This window comes from Paracoccus wurundjeri, from assembly GCF_030678915.1.
Taxonomy (GTDB): domain Bacteria; phylum Pseudomonadota; class Alphaproteobacteria; order Rhodobacterales; family Rhodobacteraceae; genus Paracoccus; species Paracoccus onubensis_A.
Genome location: NZ_JAUUTZ010000003.1, coordinates 140,279 through 156,680, shown reverse-complemented (window position 1 = coordinate 156,680; position 16,402 = coordinate 140,279). Strand labels below are relative to the sequence as shown.

Sequence of the window (16,402 nt, the reverse complement as noted above, 5' to 3'; positions counted from 1 at the left end):
ATCGCATCCATGACCGGATTGAAACAGCTTCTCGGCTCGAAAAAGGGAATTCTGGCACCGGGCGTCTATGATGCATTCGGCGCCCTGCTGGCCGAGCAGGCAGGTTTCGAATGTCTCTATTTGTCCGGCGCATCAATTGCCTATACGCGCCTTGGCCGTCCCGACGTGGGCCTTGTCACAGCATCTGAGGTTGCCGATACGATCACATTGATTCGCGACCGGGTGACGTTGCCGATTATCGTCGATGGGGATACCGGTTTCGGAAATGCCGTGAACGTCCAGCGCACTGTCCGGCTGTTCGAACGGGCCGGAACGTCAGGCTTGCAGCTTGAAGATCAGGGATTTCCCAAGCGGTGTGGACATTTGAAGGGCAAGACCCTGGTACCGAAAGAGGAAATGGCCGGCAAAGTCAAAGCGGCTTGCGACGCCCGGACATCGGATGACTTGCAGATCATCGCGCGCACCGATGCGATTGCGGTGGAGGGTCTTGAGGCAGCACTTGATCGGGGTGAGGCCTACCTGGAAGCCGGGGCCGATGTGCTGTTTATCGAGGCCCCGCGTTCGCTGTTGGAAATGGAGCAGATCACTAAACGTTTTGCATCACGCGTTCCCCTTCTTGCCAATATGGTTGAAGGCGGAAATACGCCAATCAGCACCGCAGATGCGCTTCATGAAAAGGGGTTCCGGCTGGTTATCTTTCCCGGAGGTCTTGCCCGAGCCGTACAGCGCCAAATGCAGGATTATTTCGCAAGTCTTATGGCCCACAGGTCAAACGCACCGTTCGTCGAGCGAATGGTTAACTTCGATGATCTGAACAATGTCATCGGTTTGCCGGAACTTTTGCAGGAAGCTACTCGGTACGAACCTGCCACGATACAGAACCGCGGAGGAAATCGACGATAAAAAAATGGCCGTATTCTAGTGGGTTACTTCTAAGTATGATCGTTAAGCTGTAAAATTAGGCTCAACAACGTGATCCGTGGTATCTGTGCCGCGTTTGGCTATGGCCCTGATCCCGGGCAAAGAAAGGCGTTTCTCAAGAGGATCATGCAAGCGGCACCATAGCTGCCCCTGAAATTCGGACACTGACATAGGCTATAATTTTTAGCCTGCTGGTCTTCGACGAAAAGGAGATCAGAAAATTGAAGCGCAAGCAGCACGTGCCGGAGTGTGAACCAGCGCGCAAAATTGCTCCCAGTATATCTTGATCCCGCTATGCGCCAATACTGATGCCCCTCCCCTTCAGAGATGAGCGGGCCTGCATCGTTTCGTTACTTTGGGTAACCCGCGAATGTTGATGATATCCTGATCCACAAAATGATGCCACCAGCATCAACTGGCCGGACATTTATTGAATTTAGCCTTGCAAATTCGCAATTGCAGGGCTGATTGCCGCGCTCGTTTCCGGAGCGGTTGAGCCATCGTTTTTGACAGCTCCGCGCTCTGAATATCTACGGGCCATCAGCAAGCGGATGATCTGCTTCGATTTCGCCAGCTTCTGCCGCCGACACGCTGCGGGCAGCTGAGGGTTGACATTCGAGACCGACGCGGCCGTCATGAGCGCATATGAACCGTGCAAGGGAGCTGATATATGGATGGACTAGAAGCTTTTCTGGGCCAGATCGGCAGTATCGTCTGGGGGCCGTATCTGTTGATTCCCCTATTGCTGGGGACCGGGCTTTACCTGACATGGACATTGGGTGGCATCCAGTTCAGCCGCCTTTGGCCTGCGCTTCGCCTTGGTCTGATCAAGCGCAGCGATGATACCCAAGACGGCGATATTTCACAGTTTCAGGCCCTGACCACCGCAATGGCCGCGACGGTGGGCACCGGCAATATCGTCGGAGTCGCGACCGCAATCAGCGCTGGCGGTCCGGGTGCCTTATTCTGGATGTGGGTCACGGCGCTGTTGGGTATGGCGTCGAAATATTCCGAAGCCTTCCTGGGTGTCCGTTTTCGCACGACGGATTCGGCGGGCGAGAAGAATGGCGGGCCTCAGTATTATCTGGAACGAGGCATTCCAGGGGGGTTCGGCAAATTCCTCGCCATCAGCTTTGCGATCTTTGCGGTCTGTGCCTGCTTTGGCATCGGCAATATGACCCAGGGCAACTCGATCGCATCAAACTTGACGAACAGCTTCAGCATCCCAAATTGGGTCACCGGCCTGGTACTGGCGGTCCTGACCCTGGTCGTGCTGATCGGCGGTATCAAATCCATCGGGCGCGTCACCGCCGGTCTGGTCCCGGTGATGATCCTGTTCTACGTGCTGGGCGCGATCTATATCCTGCTGGCGAATATCGGGTCGGTTCCCTCCGCTCTCGGTCAGATCTTCAGCGAGGCCTTCACCGGCAGCGCGGCGGTTGGCGGCTTTATCGGTTCGACGATCATGATCGCCGTCCAATTCGGAGTTGCTCGCGGGATCTTCTCGAACGAATCCGGCATGGGTTCGGCAGCCATTGCCGCGGCCTCCGCCCAGACCACTCATCCCGTGCGTCAGGGGCTGGTGTCGATGACGCAGACCTTCATTGATACAATCATCGTGGTCAGCTGTACCGGTCTGGTCATCATCACCACCGGCGTCTGGCATCAGACCGACCCGGGAACGGGAGAGCAGATTTCAGCCGCGATCATGACGGGAGAGGCCTTCAGCCACGGCTTGCCGGGTCAATGGGGGCACTGGATCGTGACCATCGGGCTGGCGCTGTTCGCCTATTCCACCATCCTCGGCTGGGCTTACTACGGCGAACGCAATCTCGAACGTCTGATCGGTCGCGGTGGCGTCATGCCTTTCCGTGTGCTGTTTTCGCTGATTGTCTATATCGGCTGCACGGTTCAGCTTGGCGTGGTCTGGAACTTTTCGGATGTGATGAATGGGTTGATGGCCATTCCGAACCTGATCGGCCTGCTGCTGCTGTCCGGCTTGATCGCGCGCGAAACCCGGTTCTATCTGAAGCATGACCCGGGGCTGGAAGCCAGCCGCACCGAAATCGAGGCGTTCATGCAAGGGCAGCAGGGCTGGGAAGAGTGGAAACGCAGCGAGCGGGGAGAAGTATAGGCAAGAATGCCAAAGGCTCGTCTCGCCCGGGTCGTTGGAAAGGGACATGACCGTGGTCATAGGCTGGAGCTGATCATGTGCGCAATGCCAAGAGGTCATGTCCCAGCTTGTGCATCGAATGACCCGGACCCTATTCGCATGCGGGAAAGTCCCGGTGCCGGGAAAGCCGCCATGCAGCCAAAGCGGGTCCGGCGCACATGGAGGACAGTCAGTATCTGCGGGTCTATATCCGGAATTTGCGCAGCAAACTGGGCGATGATGCGGCGAATCCGCGATGGATATTCACCGAGCCCGGCATCGGATACAGGCTGGCGGATAAGTAATCGTCATCTCAGCTACTGACGGTGTCCGGGACGCTTGAGCACGATCATGGCCATGCCCCTGCTCATCGCTCCCTTTCACCTCTTCTCCACCGACGAAGTCGCCTTGGCCGACCTTTCCCACGCGGCTAATCCGATAATCTTCCCGTTCATCTCTAGAAAGTTGGCATGGGCGTTCCATCCAGATGGCGAAAACGGTGAAAATGCGGGGGTAGATCACGCCGCGAGATTCTCTTGGTTTCTGGAACAATTTTCCCAATCGGAGTCCGAATATGCGCAATGAAGTACTTTCGGCACAGTTCATTCGTGGCCGCTGCCAGGCCAACATTGCCTTCAAGCTGGGCCATTGATCGTTTGTTGGATCGTCGTGCCGCGATAAATGCTTGGCTTGTGTTCACGTTCCCAGGCAATCTCATTTGCAAGAAATCCGGAAAGGCGAGCGCCCCGCCACTTACCAGATCTTTACGAGGGAAGGCTGCATAAAGCCCAACCTCTTCAAGATTTTTTCCGGCATGAGCTCGACCAGATTTCCCGCCTCAAAATCGGCTTTCGCATGAAATTCGCGCAGATTGGCGACCCCGACTCCTGAGATGCAAGCCTGGAGATCAAAGGAGTTGTTCGCAGCGCACAACCTTAAAGTCCGCGATGCGGGACGAAGCTGCCGTTCGGTCATCGCCTCCAATTCAAATCCAGCGTATTTCTTGGCCATGAGGTCCGGTCCATGCCACCGGCTGCCCGTCAACGGCCAACAAGAACATTTCCTCGTGAACCGGCCCGGCGGCCTCCGCAAACCGGGGGAAAGTGCGCGGGCCTTCGTTGCAAAGCCAGATCACCCTTGCGTCGTCGATCATCCCGGCGGCAAACGCATCGCGGTCGCTCTGGTCTACGACATAACTCAAGACAGCGGTATGAAACACTACAACAGTCGCATCGCCCGGCGCCTCGGCGATCAGCGCATGCAAATCCTGTCTGAGATCCCCGGCCACGACGCGGGGACGCTCGGTCCGGACAATTTCGATGGCTTTGCGCAAACGCGCCAGTCGCTCGTGATGTTCGGGCCAGACAAGGGTTTCAAGCCATGCGACATCCTCGTCATTCGATACATCCAGCGGATTCAGGTCAAGTCCCGCCCGCCAGATAATTTCGGGGTGCTGGAGCGGAAGCGGCGTATTTTCCGAGGCATTGCATTGAAACACGGGCACAGCTAAGGCAGATCGGGTGGGCGGAGCCAGTCTCTGACGTCCCCAGTCATAGCCGTAGAAATCCGGCAGAAGACACAGGCCCGCAGATGCACCGACCTCAATCAGGGCCAACGGCCCCTCGATCCGAGCCAGCGACGGCAAAAGTGCCGCGCAACGTCCGGGTTCATTCGTCTGGGTTGTTCGCGTCAGCATGACTTCGGCTATCGCCTCCGCATGCTCTTCAATGGCATGGTCAAATTCACTAACCGACGCGGGTGTTCCAGCGATCAGGCGCAGAGCGGCGAAAAGAAGGTTCGGCTGCTGCCGGTCCCCGGGAAGGCGGCTGAGAAAAGTCAGAGCGTCAGGCGATCCCGCGACATGCTGGGCCATAGTCTCGTACAGCACCGAACGCCCTGCGGCCTCAGATCGTGCAAAGCGTTGATAGCGTTCGGCTATGGCTTCCATGGCTCAGTCCCAGCTTTCTTACCCATCAGAGTCTGGCAGCATCACAGGTTTGGAACAAGGTCCGCTATGGGCTCTTCGCATCGCTCCCGGAAAACCGTTGAATGACGTTATTGGATCGGGCACCATCGACGGGGATACGGGAAGGCCTATCCACTAGGGGAGGCTATTCAGATGGGCCTGGTGCAAGCGCAAGCGATTATGTCTCTGGATGGCTATGTGGCCAGACAGGACAACACCATCGGCCGGTTGTTCGATTGGCTCCAGAATGGCGAAGTTGCCCTGCCGACCCCGGCCGGAGATTTCGACGTCCATCTCAGCCCGCCGAGTGCAGAATATTGGCAACAGTGGATCTCTTCGGTGGGGGTATTGGTCTGTGGCCGTACGCTGTTCGACGTCACCAAAGGCTGGCACGGCCGGCACAGTCTGGATGTCCCCGTCGTCGTGGTTACACACCACATCCCTTCGGACTGGATCGCTGCTCACCCCGACGCGCCCTTCTTCTTCGTGACGGACGGAGTGCAAGCCGCGATCGCACGCGCTCAGGAAATCGCCGGCGACCGCATCGTGTCCGTCACCGGGGGGACCATCGCCCGGCAGTGCCTGGATCTGGGGCTGCTGGACGAAGTGGCCGTCAATTTGGTGCCGGTAGTTATGGGGGACGGCAATCGCCCCTTCTTTGGTCAACTCTCTACAAACGACGTCCTGCTCGGCAACCCGAGAGTATGCGTCCAGGGCGACCGCGTAACCCATCTGGTTTTCCCAGTACAACAATGATCTCGTGAAAAGAACTGCACCTGGAAACGAGAACGAGGCAGTATTCCTGTGCAGTGTTTGAGCATTCGGTGCGGCGGTGACTGCACCAGATCGTCCATATGTTCGAATGACGGATAAGGGTTTTGAACGGATTTGCGGCAGTGCGGCAGCCATCCGCGTCACATGCAATGGCGGCGCAGAAAAATGACCCAAACCGGATCTTCACCATACCGTGCCATGCGGCGGCGCAGCTTCACTGAACCGGTCATGCATGCCGGTCGTAGCGAAACCGGCCATCAAATTGGTCCAATGTGACCATCGCGGCCATGCATATCCGTGATGAAATTGACATCTGCAGCATCCCGATCAATATAGCCCGCATGATTGAGAAGGACATCCATATTGTCGCCCGGTCGACCGGTATCCCCTTGGCGGGATGCCGGGATGACGATCACGTGAGCTGAACACGCCGATTGCCAATCTCGGCCTCGCCCTTGCGGACGAGGCTATTTGGCGTGGAATCGTGCCTTGTCCTCCCCTTTTCCTCTGGAGATGAAGATGGCACAGAATATCTACGACAACCCCGATTTCTTCGCTGGCTACAGCCAGCTTCCCCGACAGGTGCATGGGTTGGATGCGGCACCGGAATGGCCCGCCATCCGTGCGTTGCTGCCGGATGTGACTGGCAAACGCATAGCCGATCTGGGCTGCGGCTTCGGCTGGGCTTCACGCTGGTTCCGTGAACAGGGCGCGGCCTCAATCCTGGGGATTGACCTGTCGCGGAACATGATCGAGCGCGCGCGCGCCGACACCACCGATGCCGCCATCGAATACCGCATCGCCGATCTGGATATGCTGGAATTGCCGAAGGCTTCATTCGACCTGGTCTACAGCGCGCTGACCTTTCACTATGTCCGGGATTTCGTACGATTGAGCCGCATGATCCACACGGCGCTAACCGCCGGCGGCAATCTGGTGTTCACCATCGAACATCCGATTTTCATGGCCGCCACGCACCCGCACTGGATACAGGACGAGGACGGGCGCAGGACATGGCCTGTCAACGGCTATTCGCTGGAGGGCGAACGCCGCACCGACTGGTTCGCAAAGGGGGTGCTGAAGCATCACCGGACGCTGGCCACGACCCTCAACAGGCTGATCAGCGCGGGTTTCACACTGCGACAGATCAAAGAGTTCGCGCCGACGCCTGAGCAGATCGAGGCTATGCCAGAGCTTGCCGAAGAGATGGAACGTCCGATGATGTTACTGGTTTCAGCGCACAAAAACTGATCGCACCGCCGCCCCGTCTTGTTATCCGGGCGGCGGATTTTCGAATGACTTGAAGGGGCCCTGCCCGGTCAGTGCTTCCCGTGATCGTCTCGCATTCGCGAGGTTCGGCAGGACAGGCCGGGATGAATTGTTTCTTCGTTATAGGGTTCATCCCTTGAGTATTTTATTCTCTGGTAAACCCGTGGCGATTCAATCTGGTATGTCAAACCCGTTGAAACGCCACATTGTTGTGGCGCGCCGCTCCAAACACCAAGCGACCTTGGACGACTAATCGATCGCCAAGCGCGGTGTTGCCGAGCCAGACAATGGGGAAATTTTATTTGCCAATCTCTAGCCGTCCGACCAACCCAAAGCCCTGGAAAGCCGTGCAGCGGAAGAGGTCGTCAGACGGATGATATGCGTCAGTTCGGATTCGTGGATTCGGAAAGCTGGCGCGACCACATGCATCGAGGCCACTACTGAGCTATCGAGCGCGAAAACCGGAGCCGAGCAGGAAATCTGTTGGTCACCAACCTCGCCACGGCTGACGCAATATCCCTGACGGCGGATTTTTGTCAGCTCTTCAAGGATGGCCCCGCGTGTGCGGGGTGTGTTTGCGGTCAGCGGCGCGGGGACGAGCGGAACGCATTTATCGATAAAATCCTGCGGCTGGAACGCCAGCAGGCATTTGGGCGATCCGGCATAAAGAGGCCGCCGCCGTCCGACATTGGCATGCACCCGCAAATCGCGAGAGGGTTCCGCCTTGGCGACACATAGCGCCTCTGTTCCGTCAATCGTGCGCAGTTGGACGGTTTCATTCACACGCTGGCAAAGCTCTTCCAGGATCGGGGTCGCCAGGCGAATCATATCCATCTGCGAACTGGCGGTAATTCCAAGCACCAGCATCGCATCGCCAAGGCCATAAGTGCTCTCTCTCGTGCGCTTGATGATTTGGCGCTGTTCCATTGTATGCAACAATCTATAGGCACGAGATTTGGTAAGCCCGGTCTTCCTGGCCAATTCCGTTACCCCGGTATTCGGTTTCCGCGCAACCGCCATAAGAAGATCTAATGCTTTATCTACTGAATCTACAGTATAAAATTTTTCCACAACGAAACCTTTTGGGATTTTTATATCGTTATAATGCATGTTTCATTCAGTAAAACAATGATAAAAAGAATTTGACAAATCATTTGGCCGCCCTGTCTTTTGAGTGCGTTGGAACCCCCCGCGACCCAATCAATATCAACCAGCCAAAGGCCGGTTCACACCGACAAGGGAGCAAGACATTGATCAATTTCATGACCCGGCGCAGCTTTCACGCCTCGATACTGGCATTGATGGCTGCCACCGCCACGCCAGCCTTTGCGCAGGAAGCAAAGCTTTCCATTGGCATGGCCGCGCCGATCACGTCGCTCGACCCTCATGAAGATTCAAATTCGCCCAACAATGCCACCAGCCGCCATATCTGGGACAGTCTGATCGACCGTGGCGGAATGGCCGAGAATAAGCCGCAACTCGCGAGCGAATGGGAAGTAATCGACGATACGCATTGGCGCTTCAAGCTGCGTGAGGGCGTGACTTTCCATGATGGCTCTGCCTTCGATGCCGAAGATGTCGTGGCCTCGCTGATCCGCGCCCGTGACAAGGACAGTCAGGCCTTCGCGGCCTATACGCGCAACATCGCGAATGTGACCGCCGAAGATGAACACACGGTGGTGGTGGAAACGACCGTGCCTGATCCGCTGATCCTGAATTCGCTAAGCCGGATCCGCATCATCAGCTCGGAATTCGCGGATGCTCCGGTCGCGGAATTCGAAAACGGTCCCGCCGCAGTCGGAACCGGTCCGTTCAAGCTGGTATCCTATAATCCCGGTGACCGGGTAGAGCTGGAACGCAACGACGATTATTTCGCTGGTCCGGCCGATTGGAGCCATGTGACCCTGCGCTTCGTCCCCGACGAGGGCGGGCGGCTGGCATCGTTTCTGGCTGGCGATCTGGATCTGATCGAAAACCTTCCCGCCGAAGGTGTCCAGCAAGTCGAAAACAACAGCAAACTCAAGATCACTCGTGGCCAGTCGACGCGCCTTGTCTATCTTGGCATGGATGTGTCCCGCGATGAGTCGCCCTTCGTCACCGCCAAGGATGGTTCCCCGCTCGACAGCAATCCGTTCAAGGATGAACGGGTGCGCAAAGCGCTGCTGATGGCCATGGACCGCGAAGCGATCGTCGACCGGATCATGCAGCAAAACGGCACCGTGGCGCATCAATATGTTGCCGAGGGTTTCTTTGGCCATTCGGACGACGTCGAGGAAGTAGGCTATGATCCGGAAGCCGCCAAGGCGTTGTTGGCTGAAGCAGGCTATCCCGACGGCTTTGCAGTAACCATTCACGGGCCTTCGGGGCGTTATGTGAACGACAGCGAAGTGGTACAGGCTGCCGGTCAGATGCTGACCAGGATCGGCATCGACACCAAGGTGGAAGTCATGCCCTGGTCGGTGTATTCGGGCAAATATTCCGAGGGTGCATATTCGGTGTTTCTGGGCGCCTGGGGCGTGAACACGGGTGAGGTCTCGAACCCGGCGTTGGCCATCGTTGCCGGGCGTGATGCAGAGAGGGGTACCGGGCGCTATAACGGCGGCGGAATCGACGTTCCAGAGATCAACGAATTGTTGGACAAGGCAACCGTGACATTGGACGAAGATGCCCGCGAACCATTACTGCAACAGATCTCGGCTTTGACTTTCAACGATGTCTGGCTGCTGCCTATGCATTACGAAAACGTGGTCATGGGCGCGAAACAGAATATCGAGTTCACGCCGCGCGGGGACAAGTACACGCTCGCCTACGAAGTGCACGGCACCACCGAATAAAAGAACGCCGCGAGGAAGGCCGATCGTCTTCCCCGCACATCCCGCCAGGAATCCTCGGCTACCGGGCCGAGGCCGGCCTTGAATACCCTTCCCATAGGAGAGCCCATGCAGGAGCTTGGAACCAAAGAAGGCGCATTGCGCGCCCGTGCCATCTATGATTACGGTGAGACTGCCGTCTTCGCCTCAACCGCCGATCCCCGGTTTCACATGATGCTCTATGTTCCGCCGGCCGCGGCGGAAGGGCGGAAGGTGGATTTGCTGGTGGCGGTACATGGCACCGGCCGCACCTCTGCCTTCGAGTTCCGCGATGGCTTTGCCGAATTCGGTCTTTACAATGACTGCGCCATCCTCTGCCCGATCTTCCCCGTGAATGTCCGCGGAGACGGCGCACGTTCGGGCTATAAGTATATCGGAGAGGGCGACATCCGCTATGATCAGGTCCTGTTGTCGATGGTCGATGAGATGGCCGCGAAATACCGACAGGACTGGTCGAAATTCGCGATATTCGGTTATTCGGGCGGCGGGCAGTTCTCGCATCGCTTCGCCATTCTGCATCCTGAAAGGCTGTGGGCCGCATCGGTTGGAGCTCCAGGTTCGGTTACGCTGCTTGACCCGGACCGGGATTGGTGGGTCGGTGTGCGCGATCTTGCCGATCGCTTTGGAAAACCCATCGATCCCGACGCATTAGCCCAGGTTCCCGTGCATATGGTGGTTGGCGAAGCCGATCTGGAAACATGGGAAATCACGCATAAACCCGGGTCGCAATATTACATGGAGGGTGCGAATGGCGCCGGCACAACCCGGCCAGAGCGTCTGCGCAGCCTGAAGGCCTCTTTCGAGGCGGCGGGCGTAAGGGTCATTCTGGATGAAGTGGCTGGCGTATCGCATGACCGAATGAAATGCATTGGCCATGTGAAAACGTTCCTGACCCGTACGCTGAAGGAAATGCGCTCATGATCCGCAATGCCACGATCGTTGCTCCACAGCCCGAAGCGGTAGAGGCCGGAGCGGAGATTCTGGAACGGGGTGGCAATGCCATCGACGCGGCGCTGGCATGCGCTTTCGTTCAAGGCGTTGTGGATCCGCAGATGTCCGGCATCGGCGGCTTCGGCTCGATGCAGGTATACATGCCGGCGCGGGGCATCCATGAGTTCCTCGAATTCTATGCATTGGCCCCCGCCGCCGCGACGCCCGATATGTGGCTCGACAAGCTGCTGGGGCAGAGCCGCGACGGCTTCGGCTTTATTCTCGAGGATAATAGTTCAGAGATCGGCTATCTTGCCTGCTGCACGCCAGGTTCGCTGAAGGGATATGAACGGGCGCTGCGCGATTACGGCACATGGGATTGGGCCGAACTGATCGCTCCGGCCATCAAATATGCCGAAGAGGGCTTTATGATCCGCCCCCATATGCACTGGTACTGGACCAAGGACCAGACTGGTGACGGGCAGGTGAACACGCTGGACAAGCTGCGGTATTCGAACACCGGAAAGCGCGTCTACTTCCACGAAGACGGGCGGTTGCGCGGTGTCGGGGAACTGCTGCGCAACCCGGATCTGGGGCGGACATTGCGGCGTGTGGCGGAAAGCGGATCCTCCGATATCTTCTATCACGGCGAGATCGCCGAACAGATTGCCCGGGATTTCGCGGCGCATGGCGGTTTGATCGGGCTTGAAGATCTGGCGCAATATGACATCACCAAGGCCGCACCGGTCTGGGGCAGCTATCGCGGACGCCGCATTGCATCCAGCCCCCCGCCGGGTTCCGGCTTTCCGATGATCGAGCTGCTGCATATTCTCGAGAATTTCGATCTGGCGAATATGAAGCATGGTTCGGTCGAATATGTGCGGACGCTTTTCGAAGCCATGAAGCACATGACAATCGACAAAGACGCGCATATGGGCGACCCTGCCTATGTCGAAGTGCCGGTCGATGAACTGCTGTCGAAAGAGCATGCGACCGATCTGGCTGACCGGATCAAGCGCGGTGAACGCGCCTCGGTCGAGCGGCTGGACATGTCGCAGCGCGATACCACCCATATCTCGGTGGTCGACAAAGACGGCAATGCCGTCGCCCTGACCCATTCGCTTGGCAGCCCGTCCGGTGCCATCACTGACGGGCTTGGCTTTATGTATAACGGCCTGATGAGCCGGTTCGATCCGCGCCCCGGCAAGGCGGCATCGATCGCGCCGCGCAAGCGCAGGGCCAGTTCCGCCGCGCCGACGATCGTCTTCGACGATGAAACCCCCGAGATCGTGATCGGGGCGCCGGGTGGAAGCTATATCGCCCCCACGGTGGCGCAGGGGATCATCAATATGATAGATTTCGACATGAATATTCATGCCGCCGTGTCTGCGCCGCGACTGGTGGGGGTTTCGAACAGTATCGATATCTGCAACCGCATCCGCCGCTCGGTGGCTAATGAATTGCGCAGCGACGGATATCAGGTGGTACGTTCGCCGCAGACCTATGCCTTTGCCGCGTTGCACGGTATTCGGATTACGGACGGGATTTCCTCTGGCGCGGCGGATCCGCAACGCGACGGTATGGCAATCAGCGTCGACTGAGCCAGCAGAAAGCAGCGAGCCATGACAACCTCCCTTATCAGACGCCTGATCCAAGCCGGTTTCGTCATCTTCGCGATGACACTGATCGTGTTCCTTGGCGTGAATGTGATCGGCAACCCGGTCGATATTCTGATCAATCCGGATCTCAATCAGGCGGAACGTCTGAAAGTGATCGAAAGCCTTGGTCTGGATCGGCCAATATGGCAGCAATACCTGAGCTTTCTGCACGGATTGACGCAGGGGGATTTTGGCGACAGCTTCGTCTATTCCAGGCCGGCGCTGGACGTCATTCTCGAGCGGCTGCCCGCGACGCTGGAATTGGCGCTTTGCGCCATGCTGATCGCCATCGTCATCGGGCTGCCCTTGGGCCTATATGCGGGTCTTCATCCGAACCGGCTGTCGTCGCGGGTGATCATGACCGGCTCGATCCTTGGGTTTTCGCTGCCAACCTTTTGGGTGGGCCTGATGTTCATCCTGCTGTTTGCGGTACAGCTTGGCTGGCTGCCATCGAACGGCCGGGGCGAAACCGCGGAACTGTTCGGGGCGCGGTGGTCGTTTCTGACCACCGACGGGCTTTTGCATCTGTTTCTGCCGGCGCTCAACCTCGCGCTGTTCAAGACCTCGCTGATACTGCGCCTTACCCGGGCCGGGGTGCAGGAAGTGGTGAGCCAGGAATACGTGAAATTCGCGCGGGCGAAGGGTCTGCGGGAAAACCGCATCATTCTGGTGCATATCCTGAAGAATCTGATGATACCGGTGGTCACCATCATCGGGCTGGAATTCGGCTCGCTGATCGCCTTCTCGGTGGTGACGGAAAGCATTTTCGGATGGCCCGGCATGGGGAAACTGATCATCGACAGCATCAACCTGCTCGACCGGCCCGTGATCGTCGCCTATCTGATGATGATGGTCGTGCTGTTCGTGTCGCTGAACTTCATTATCGATCTGTGTTACACATTGCTGGATCCGCGTGTCCGGCTTGATGGCAAGGGGTGACGCGACATGGATCCCAAACTCGCCACCGTTGCAGAGACCATCACCGCCCCGCCGCCCCGGCGGATCTGGCCCGCGATACGGCGCTTCTTCGCGGCCCCGGCGGCTCTGATCGGCGCCATCGGCCTGATCGTGGTGCTGGGCGCAGCCATCTTCGCGCCCTTGTTATCGCCGCAGGATCCCTATGATCTGATGCAGCTCGACATCATGGACAGCCGGCTGCCACCGGGTTCGGAAAGCTTCGCCGGAGTGCCCTATCTTCTGGGAACCGACGGGCAGGGACGCGATATCCTGTCGGGTATCATGTACGGGCTGCGCACCTCGCTGATCGTGGGTATCGCTTCGGCTTTCGCGGCGGCCTTGATCGGCACCACCTTGGGATTGATGGCGGCCTATCTGGGTGGACGCATCGAAAGCTTCCTGATGCGGCTGGTGGACCTGCAGCTATCGTTTCCGACGATCCTGATGGCATTGATGGTTCTTGCCATCCTTGGAAACGGGGTCACCAATGTCGTGCTGGCGATCATCATTGCGGAATGGGCAACATATGCCCGCACCGCACGCGGGACGGCGCTGGTCGAGCGGGAAAAAGAATATATCGAGGCCGCGCGCTGTCTGCGCATCCCCGGCTATCGGGTGCTGCTGCGCCATCTGCTGCCCAACTGCCTTGCCCCGATCATCGTGATCGCCACGATGCAGGTCGCCCGCGCCATCGGGCTGGAGGCGACACTGTCCTTTCTGGGGCTTGGCGCTTCAGTCACCCAGCCTTCGCTGGGGATGCTTATCGCAAATGGCTATCAGTACCTGCTGTCCGGACTCTACTGGATCAGCTTTTTTCCGGGCATTGCTTTGCTGATCACCATTGTGTCCATCAATCTCGTGGGCGACCGGCTCCGCGACGTGCTTAACCCAAGGAACGCAAGATGACTGCGCTACTGGAAGTTCGCGACCTCATCACCGAATTTCCCGGCGAGAATAACGCGGGATTGCGGGCGGTCGACGAGGTGTCGTTCCAACTCGCCCGGGGTGAGGTTCTGGGACTGGTCGGCGAGAGCGGATCAGGCAAGAGCGTGACGGGTTTTTCCATCATGGGGCTCGTCGACTGGCCGGGACGGATCGCTGGCGGACAGATTCTGTTTGATGGCAAGGATCTGGCCGGCGCGGATGAAGAAACTCGCCGTTCGCTGCGCGGCCGCAGGATCGCGATGGTGTTTCAGGATCCGATGATGACCCTGAATCCGGTCTTGCGGATCGGCACCCAGATCACCGAGGCATTGCACGCCCACACGCATATCTCGGGGACTGAAGCTCGCGCACGGGCCCGTGACGCGCTGGGACTGGTGGGCATTCCCAGTCCGGAAGAGCGGCTGGATGCCTATCCGCATGAATTTTCCGGCGGGATGAGACAGCGCGTCGCGATTGCCATCGCCCTGCTTCACCAGCCGGATCTGATCATTGCAGACGAACCGACAACCGCGCTGGACGTCACGATTCAGGCCCAGATCATATCCGAGTTCCAGAAGCTGACCGAACAGCAAGGCACTGCGGTTATCTGGATCACGCATGATCTGGCTATTGTCTCGGGGCTGGCCGACAGAATTGCCGTGATGTATGGCGGGCGCATCGTCGAATCCGGCGGCATTCAAGAGGTGCTGGAAGCCCCACGGCACCCTTATACGCGCGGTCTGATCCGCTCGGTTCCCTCGGAAAACAGCCGGGGCAGCCGACTCGCGCAGATCCCGGGCGTGACGCCAAGTCTGGCGCGGATGCCATCAGGATGCGCCTTCCGCACCCGCTGCAACCGCTCGACAGAGGCATGCGCAACGCGACCGGGGCAGTTTGGTGACGCGCTGGCCTATCACCGTTGCTTTCACCCCTATGAGGAGGCTCTGGCGTGAGCACCGCAGTCACATCCCCCGCCGCCACACCGCCATTACTGGAACTGCGCAAGGTCTCGCGGCGCTTCGGCGCACGTCCCGATCTGGCAGCGCGCATCGCGATTGGCATCGGCGCCGCCAAACCGTTGCCCGTAGTGCATGCGCTTGACGAGATCGACCTGACCATCCGGGAGGGCGAGGTGCTTGGCCTTGTGGGCGAGTCGGGCTGTGGCAAATCGACCCTTGGACGGATCGCGGCAGGTATCCTGACGCCTTCGCAGGGACAGGTGTTCTGGAAGGGCGAAGACCGCGCCAATTTACGCGGACGCAGAAAGCGCGACGCTGATCTGGAAGCGCAGATGATTTTCCAGAACCCGATGGCGGCGCTCAATCCTCGGATGTCCGTCGAGGCGCTGGTGGCCGAGGCCCCGAAAGTGCATGGGCTGATAAAAGGGAACAGCGGCAGCTATGTCGACGAATATCTGCGCAAGGCCGGTTTCGATGCAGGTATGAAGAACCGCCTGCCGCATCAGTTTTCGGGAGGGCAGCGGGCGCGGGTCAATATTGCCCGCGCGCTTGCTGTGCAGCCCGACTTCTTGGTTTGCGACGAAAGCGTCGCGGCCTTGGATGTTTCGATTCAGGCGCAGATCCTCAATCTGTTCATGGACTTGCGGGAACAGCTCGATCTGACCTATCTTTTCGTCAGCCACGATCTGGGCGTGGTCGAACATGTTTCGGACCGTGTGGCGATCATGTATCTGGGCAGGATCATCGAAGAGGCGCCAGTCGACGAGGTTTTTGCACGGCCCAATCATCCATATACGCAACAATTGCTGGCCGAAGTGCCGCGTATTCGGCCCGGAAAGCGACGTTTCGCCGCAATGAAGGGCGAATTGCCCAGCCCACTGAACCCGCCGAAGGGGTGCCATTTTCACCCGCGCTGCCCCCTTGCCCATGATCGCTGCCGCCTTGAAGCGCCGAAAATGCGCGAGATTGCGCCCGGGCATCGCTCTGCCTGCCATCTGAATGATAAACAAGCGGCATGAGGA

At 58.4% G+C, this 16,402-nt stretch carries 15 protein-coding genes and 1 pseudogene; 13 read left to right on the top strand and 3 right to left on the bottom strand.

Going from position 1 to position 16,402, the window contains the following annotated elements; all coding sequences use genetic code 11:
* Positions 1-9 precede the first annotated feature (9 nt).
* The 4 genes and pseudogenes from Q0601_RS04775 (at position 10) to Q0601_RS04760 (ending at position 3,658) form a co-directional block, all read left to right on the top strand.
* Positions 10-903: an isocitrate lyase/PEP mutase family protein gene (locus tag Q0601_RS04775; RefSeq protein WP_305287681.1), complete on the top strand. Its 894-nt coding sequence runs from the start codon at positions 10-12 to the stop codon at positions 901-903.
* A 688-nt stretch (positions 904-1,591) separates the two neighbouring features.
* Positions 1,592-3,055, top strand: coding sequence for an alanine/glycine:cation symporter family protein (locus tag Q0601_RS04770; RefSeq protein ID WP_305287679.1), 1,464 nt, complete (start codon positions 1,592-1,594; stop codon positions 3,053-3,055).
* Positions 3,056-3,240: 185 nt separating this feature from the next.
* Positions 3,241-3,378, top strand: a pseudogene (locus Q0601_RS04765) (winged helix-turn-helix domain-containing protein); the annotation flags it as partial.
* A 46-nt stretch (positions 3,379-3,424) separates the two neighbouring features.
* Positions 3,425-3,658: a hypothetical protein gene (locus tag Q0601_RS04760; RefSeq protein WP_305287677.1), complete on the top strand. Its 234-nt coding sequence runs from the start codon at positions 3,425-3,427 to the stop codon at positions 3,656-3,658.
* Between the two features lie 168 nt (positions 3,659-3,826).
* Here Q0601_RS04760 and Q0601_RS04755 read toward each other — a convergent pair whose 3' ends face one another.
* A complete protein-coding gene (locus tag Q0601_RS04755) occupies positions 3,827-4,084 on the bottom strand; it encodes a hypothetical protein (RefSeq protein ID WP_305287675.1) in 258 nt (85 codons plus the stop codon).
* Positions 4,059-5,021, bottom strand: coding sequence for a DUF2332 domain-containing protein (locus Q0601_RS04750; RefSeq protein ID WP_305287673.1), 963 nt, complete (start codon positions 5,019-5,021; stop codon positions 4,059-4,061). The genes Q0601_RS04755 and Q0601_RS04750 overlap by 26 nt, the downstream gene beginning before the upstream one ends.
* Before the next feature lie 171 nt (positions 5,022-5,192).
* On the opposite strand from Q0601_RS04750, the gene Q0601_RS04745 reads away from it, so the two are divergent.
* On the top strand, positions 5,193-5,795 hold the full coding sequence (locus tag Q0601_RS04745) for a dihydrofolate reductase family protein (RefSeq protein WP_305287671.1): 603 nt from the start codon (positions 5,193-5,195) through the stop codon (positions 5,793-5,795).
* A 537-nt stretch (positions 5,796-6,332) separates the two neighbouring features.
* Positions 6,333-7,064: a class I SAM-dependent methyltransferase gene (locus Q0601_RS04740; RefSeq protein WP_305287669.1), complete on the top strand. Its 732-nt coding sequence runs from the start codon at positions 6,333-6,335 to the stop codon at positions 7,062-7,064.
* 330 nt (positions 7,065-7,394) lie between these two features.
* On the opposite strand, the gene Q0601_RS04735 is transcribed toward Q0601_RS04740, so the two are convergent.
* Entirely contained in the window at positions 7,395-8,192 is a 798-nt protein-coding gene (locus Q0601_RS04735) for an IclR family transcriptional regulator (protein ID WP_305287667.1), read from the bottom strand.
* 140 nt (positions 8,193-8,332) lie between these two features.
* Here Q0601_RS04735 and Q0601_RS04730 point away from each other — a divergent pair, with 140 nt between their 5' ends.
* The 7 genes from Q0601_RS04730 to Q0601_RS04700 all read left to right on the top strand — a co-directional run bounded on the left by Q0601_RS04730 (position 8,333) and on the right by Q0601_RS04700 (position 16,399).
* Complete coding sequence (locus Q0601_RS04730) at positions 8,333-9,916, top strand: ABC transporter substrate-binding protein (RefSeq protein WP_305287664.1); 1,584 nt, start codon at positions 8,333-8,335, stop codon at positions 9,914-9,916.
* 105 nt (positions 9,917-10,021) lie between these two features.
* Positions 10,022-10,873 (top strand): alpha/beta hydrolase family protein, encoded by an 852-nt coding sequence (locus Q0601_RS04725; protein WP_305287662.1) that lies wholly within the window; start codon positions 10,022-10,024, stop codon positions 10,871-10,873.
* Positions 10,870-12,483 (top strand): gamma-glutamyltransferase, encoded by a 1,614-nt coding sequence (gene ggt, locus Q0601_RS04720; protein WP_305287660.1) that lies wholly within the window; start codon positions 10,870-10,872, stop codon positions 12,481-12,483. Before Q0601_RS04725 ends, ggt begins: the two co-directional genes overlap by 4 nt.
* 21 nt (positions 12,484-12,504) lie before the next feature.
* Positions 12,505-13,479, top strand: a complete 975-nt coding sequence (locus tag Q0601_RS04715; RefSeq protein WP_305287658.1) for an ABC transporter permease — start codon at positions 12,505-12,507, stop codon at positions 13,477-13,479.
* Between the two features lie 6 nt (positions 13,480-13,485).
* Positions 13,486-14,403, top strand: a complete 918-nt coding sequence (locus tag Q0601_RS04710; RefSeq protein ID WP_305287656.1) for an ABC transporter permease — start codon at positions 13,486-13,488, stop codon at positions 14,401-14,403.
* Positions 14,400-15,374, top strand: coding sequence for an ABC transporter ATP-binding protein (locus Q0601_RS04705; protein WP_305287654.1), 975 nt, complete (start codon positions 14,400-14,402; stop codon positions 15,372-15,374). Before Q0601_RS04710 ends, Q0601_RS04705 begins: the two co-directional genes overlap by 4 nt.
* Complete coding sequence (locus Q0601_RS04700) at positions 15,371-16,399, top strand: ABC transporter ATP-binding protein (protein WP_305287652.1); 1,029 nt, start codon at positions 15,371-15,373, stop codon at positions 16,397-16,399. The genes Q0601_RS04705 and Q0601_RS04700 overlap by 4 nt, the downstream gene beginning before the upstream one ends.
* Positions 16,400-16,402: the final 3 nt, after the last annotated feature.

Bases quoted from the DNA above. Each gene is read 5' to 3' on its own strand.
- Q0601_RS04775 (WP_305287681.1), top strand. From the start codon at position 10: ATGACCGGATTGAAACAGCTTCTCGGCTCGAAAAAGGGAATTCTGGCA.
- Q0601_RS04770 (WP_305287679.1), top strand. From the start codon at position 1,592: ATGGATGGACTAGAAGCTTTTCTGGGCCAGATCGGCAGTATCGTCTGG.
- Q0601_RS04760 (WP_305287677.1), top strand. From the start codon at position 3,425: ATGGCCATGCCCCTGCTCATCGCTCCCTTTCACCTCTTCTCCACCGAC.
- Q0601_RS04755 (WP_305287675.1), bottom strand. From the start codon at position 4,084: ATGGCCAAGAAATACGCTGGATTTGAATTGGAGGCGATGACCGAACGG.
- Q0601_RS04750 (WP_305287673.1), bottom strand. From the start codon at position 5,021: ATGGAAGCCATAGCCGAACGCTATCAACGCTTTGCACGATCTGAGGCC.
- Q0601_RS04745 (WP_305287671.1), top strand. From the start codon at position 5,193: ATGGGCCTGGTGCAAGCGCAAGCGATTATGTCTCTGGATGGCTATGTG.
- Q0601_RS04740 (WP_305287669.1), top strand. From the start codon at position 6,333: ATGGCACAGAATATCTACGACAACCCCGATTTCTTCGCTGGCTACAGC.
- Q0601_RS04735 (WP_305287667.1), bottom strand. From the start codon at position 8,192: ATGCATTATAACGATATAAAAATCCCAAAAGGTTTCGTTGTGGAAAAA.
- Q0601_RS04725 (WP_305287662.1), top strand. From the start codon at position 10,022: ATGCAGGAGCTTGGAACCAAAGAAGGCGCATTGCGCGCCCGTGCCATC.
- ggt (WP_305287660.1), top strand. From the start codon at position 10,870: ATGATCCGCAATGCCACGATCGTTGCTCCACAGCCCGAAGCGGTAGAG.
- Q0601_RS04715 (WP_305287658.1), top strand. From the start codon at position 12,505: ATGACAACCTCCCTTATCAGACGCCTGATCCAAGCCGGTTTCGTCATC.
- Q0601_RS04710 (WP_305287656.1), top strand. From the start codon at position 13,486: ATGGATCCCAAACTCGCCACCGTTGCAGAGACCATCACCGCCCCGCCG.
- Q0601_RS04705 (WP_305287654.1), top strand. From the start codon at position 14,400: ATGACTGCGCTACTGGAAGTTCGCGACCTCATCACCGAATTTCCCGGC.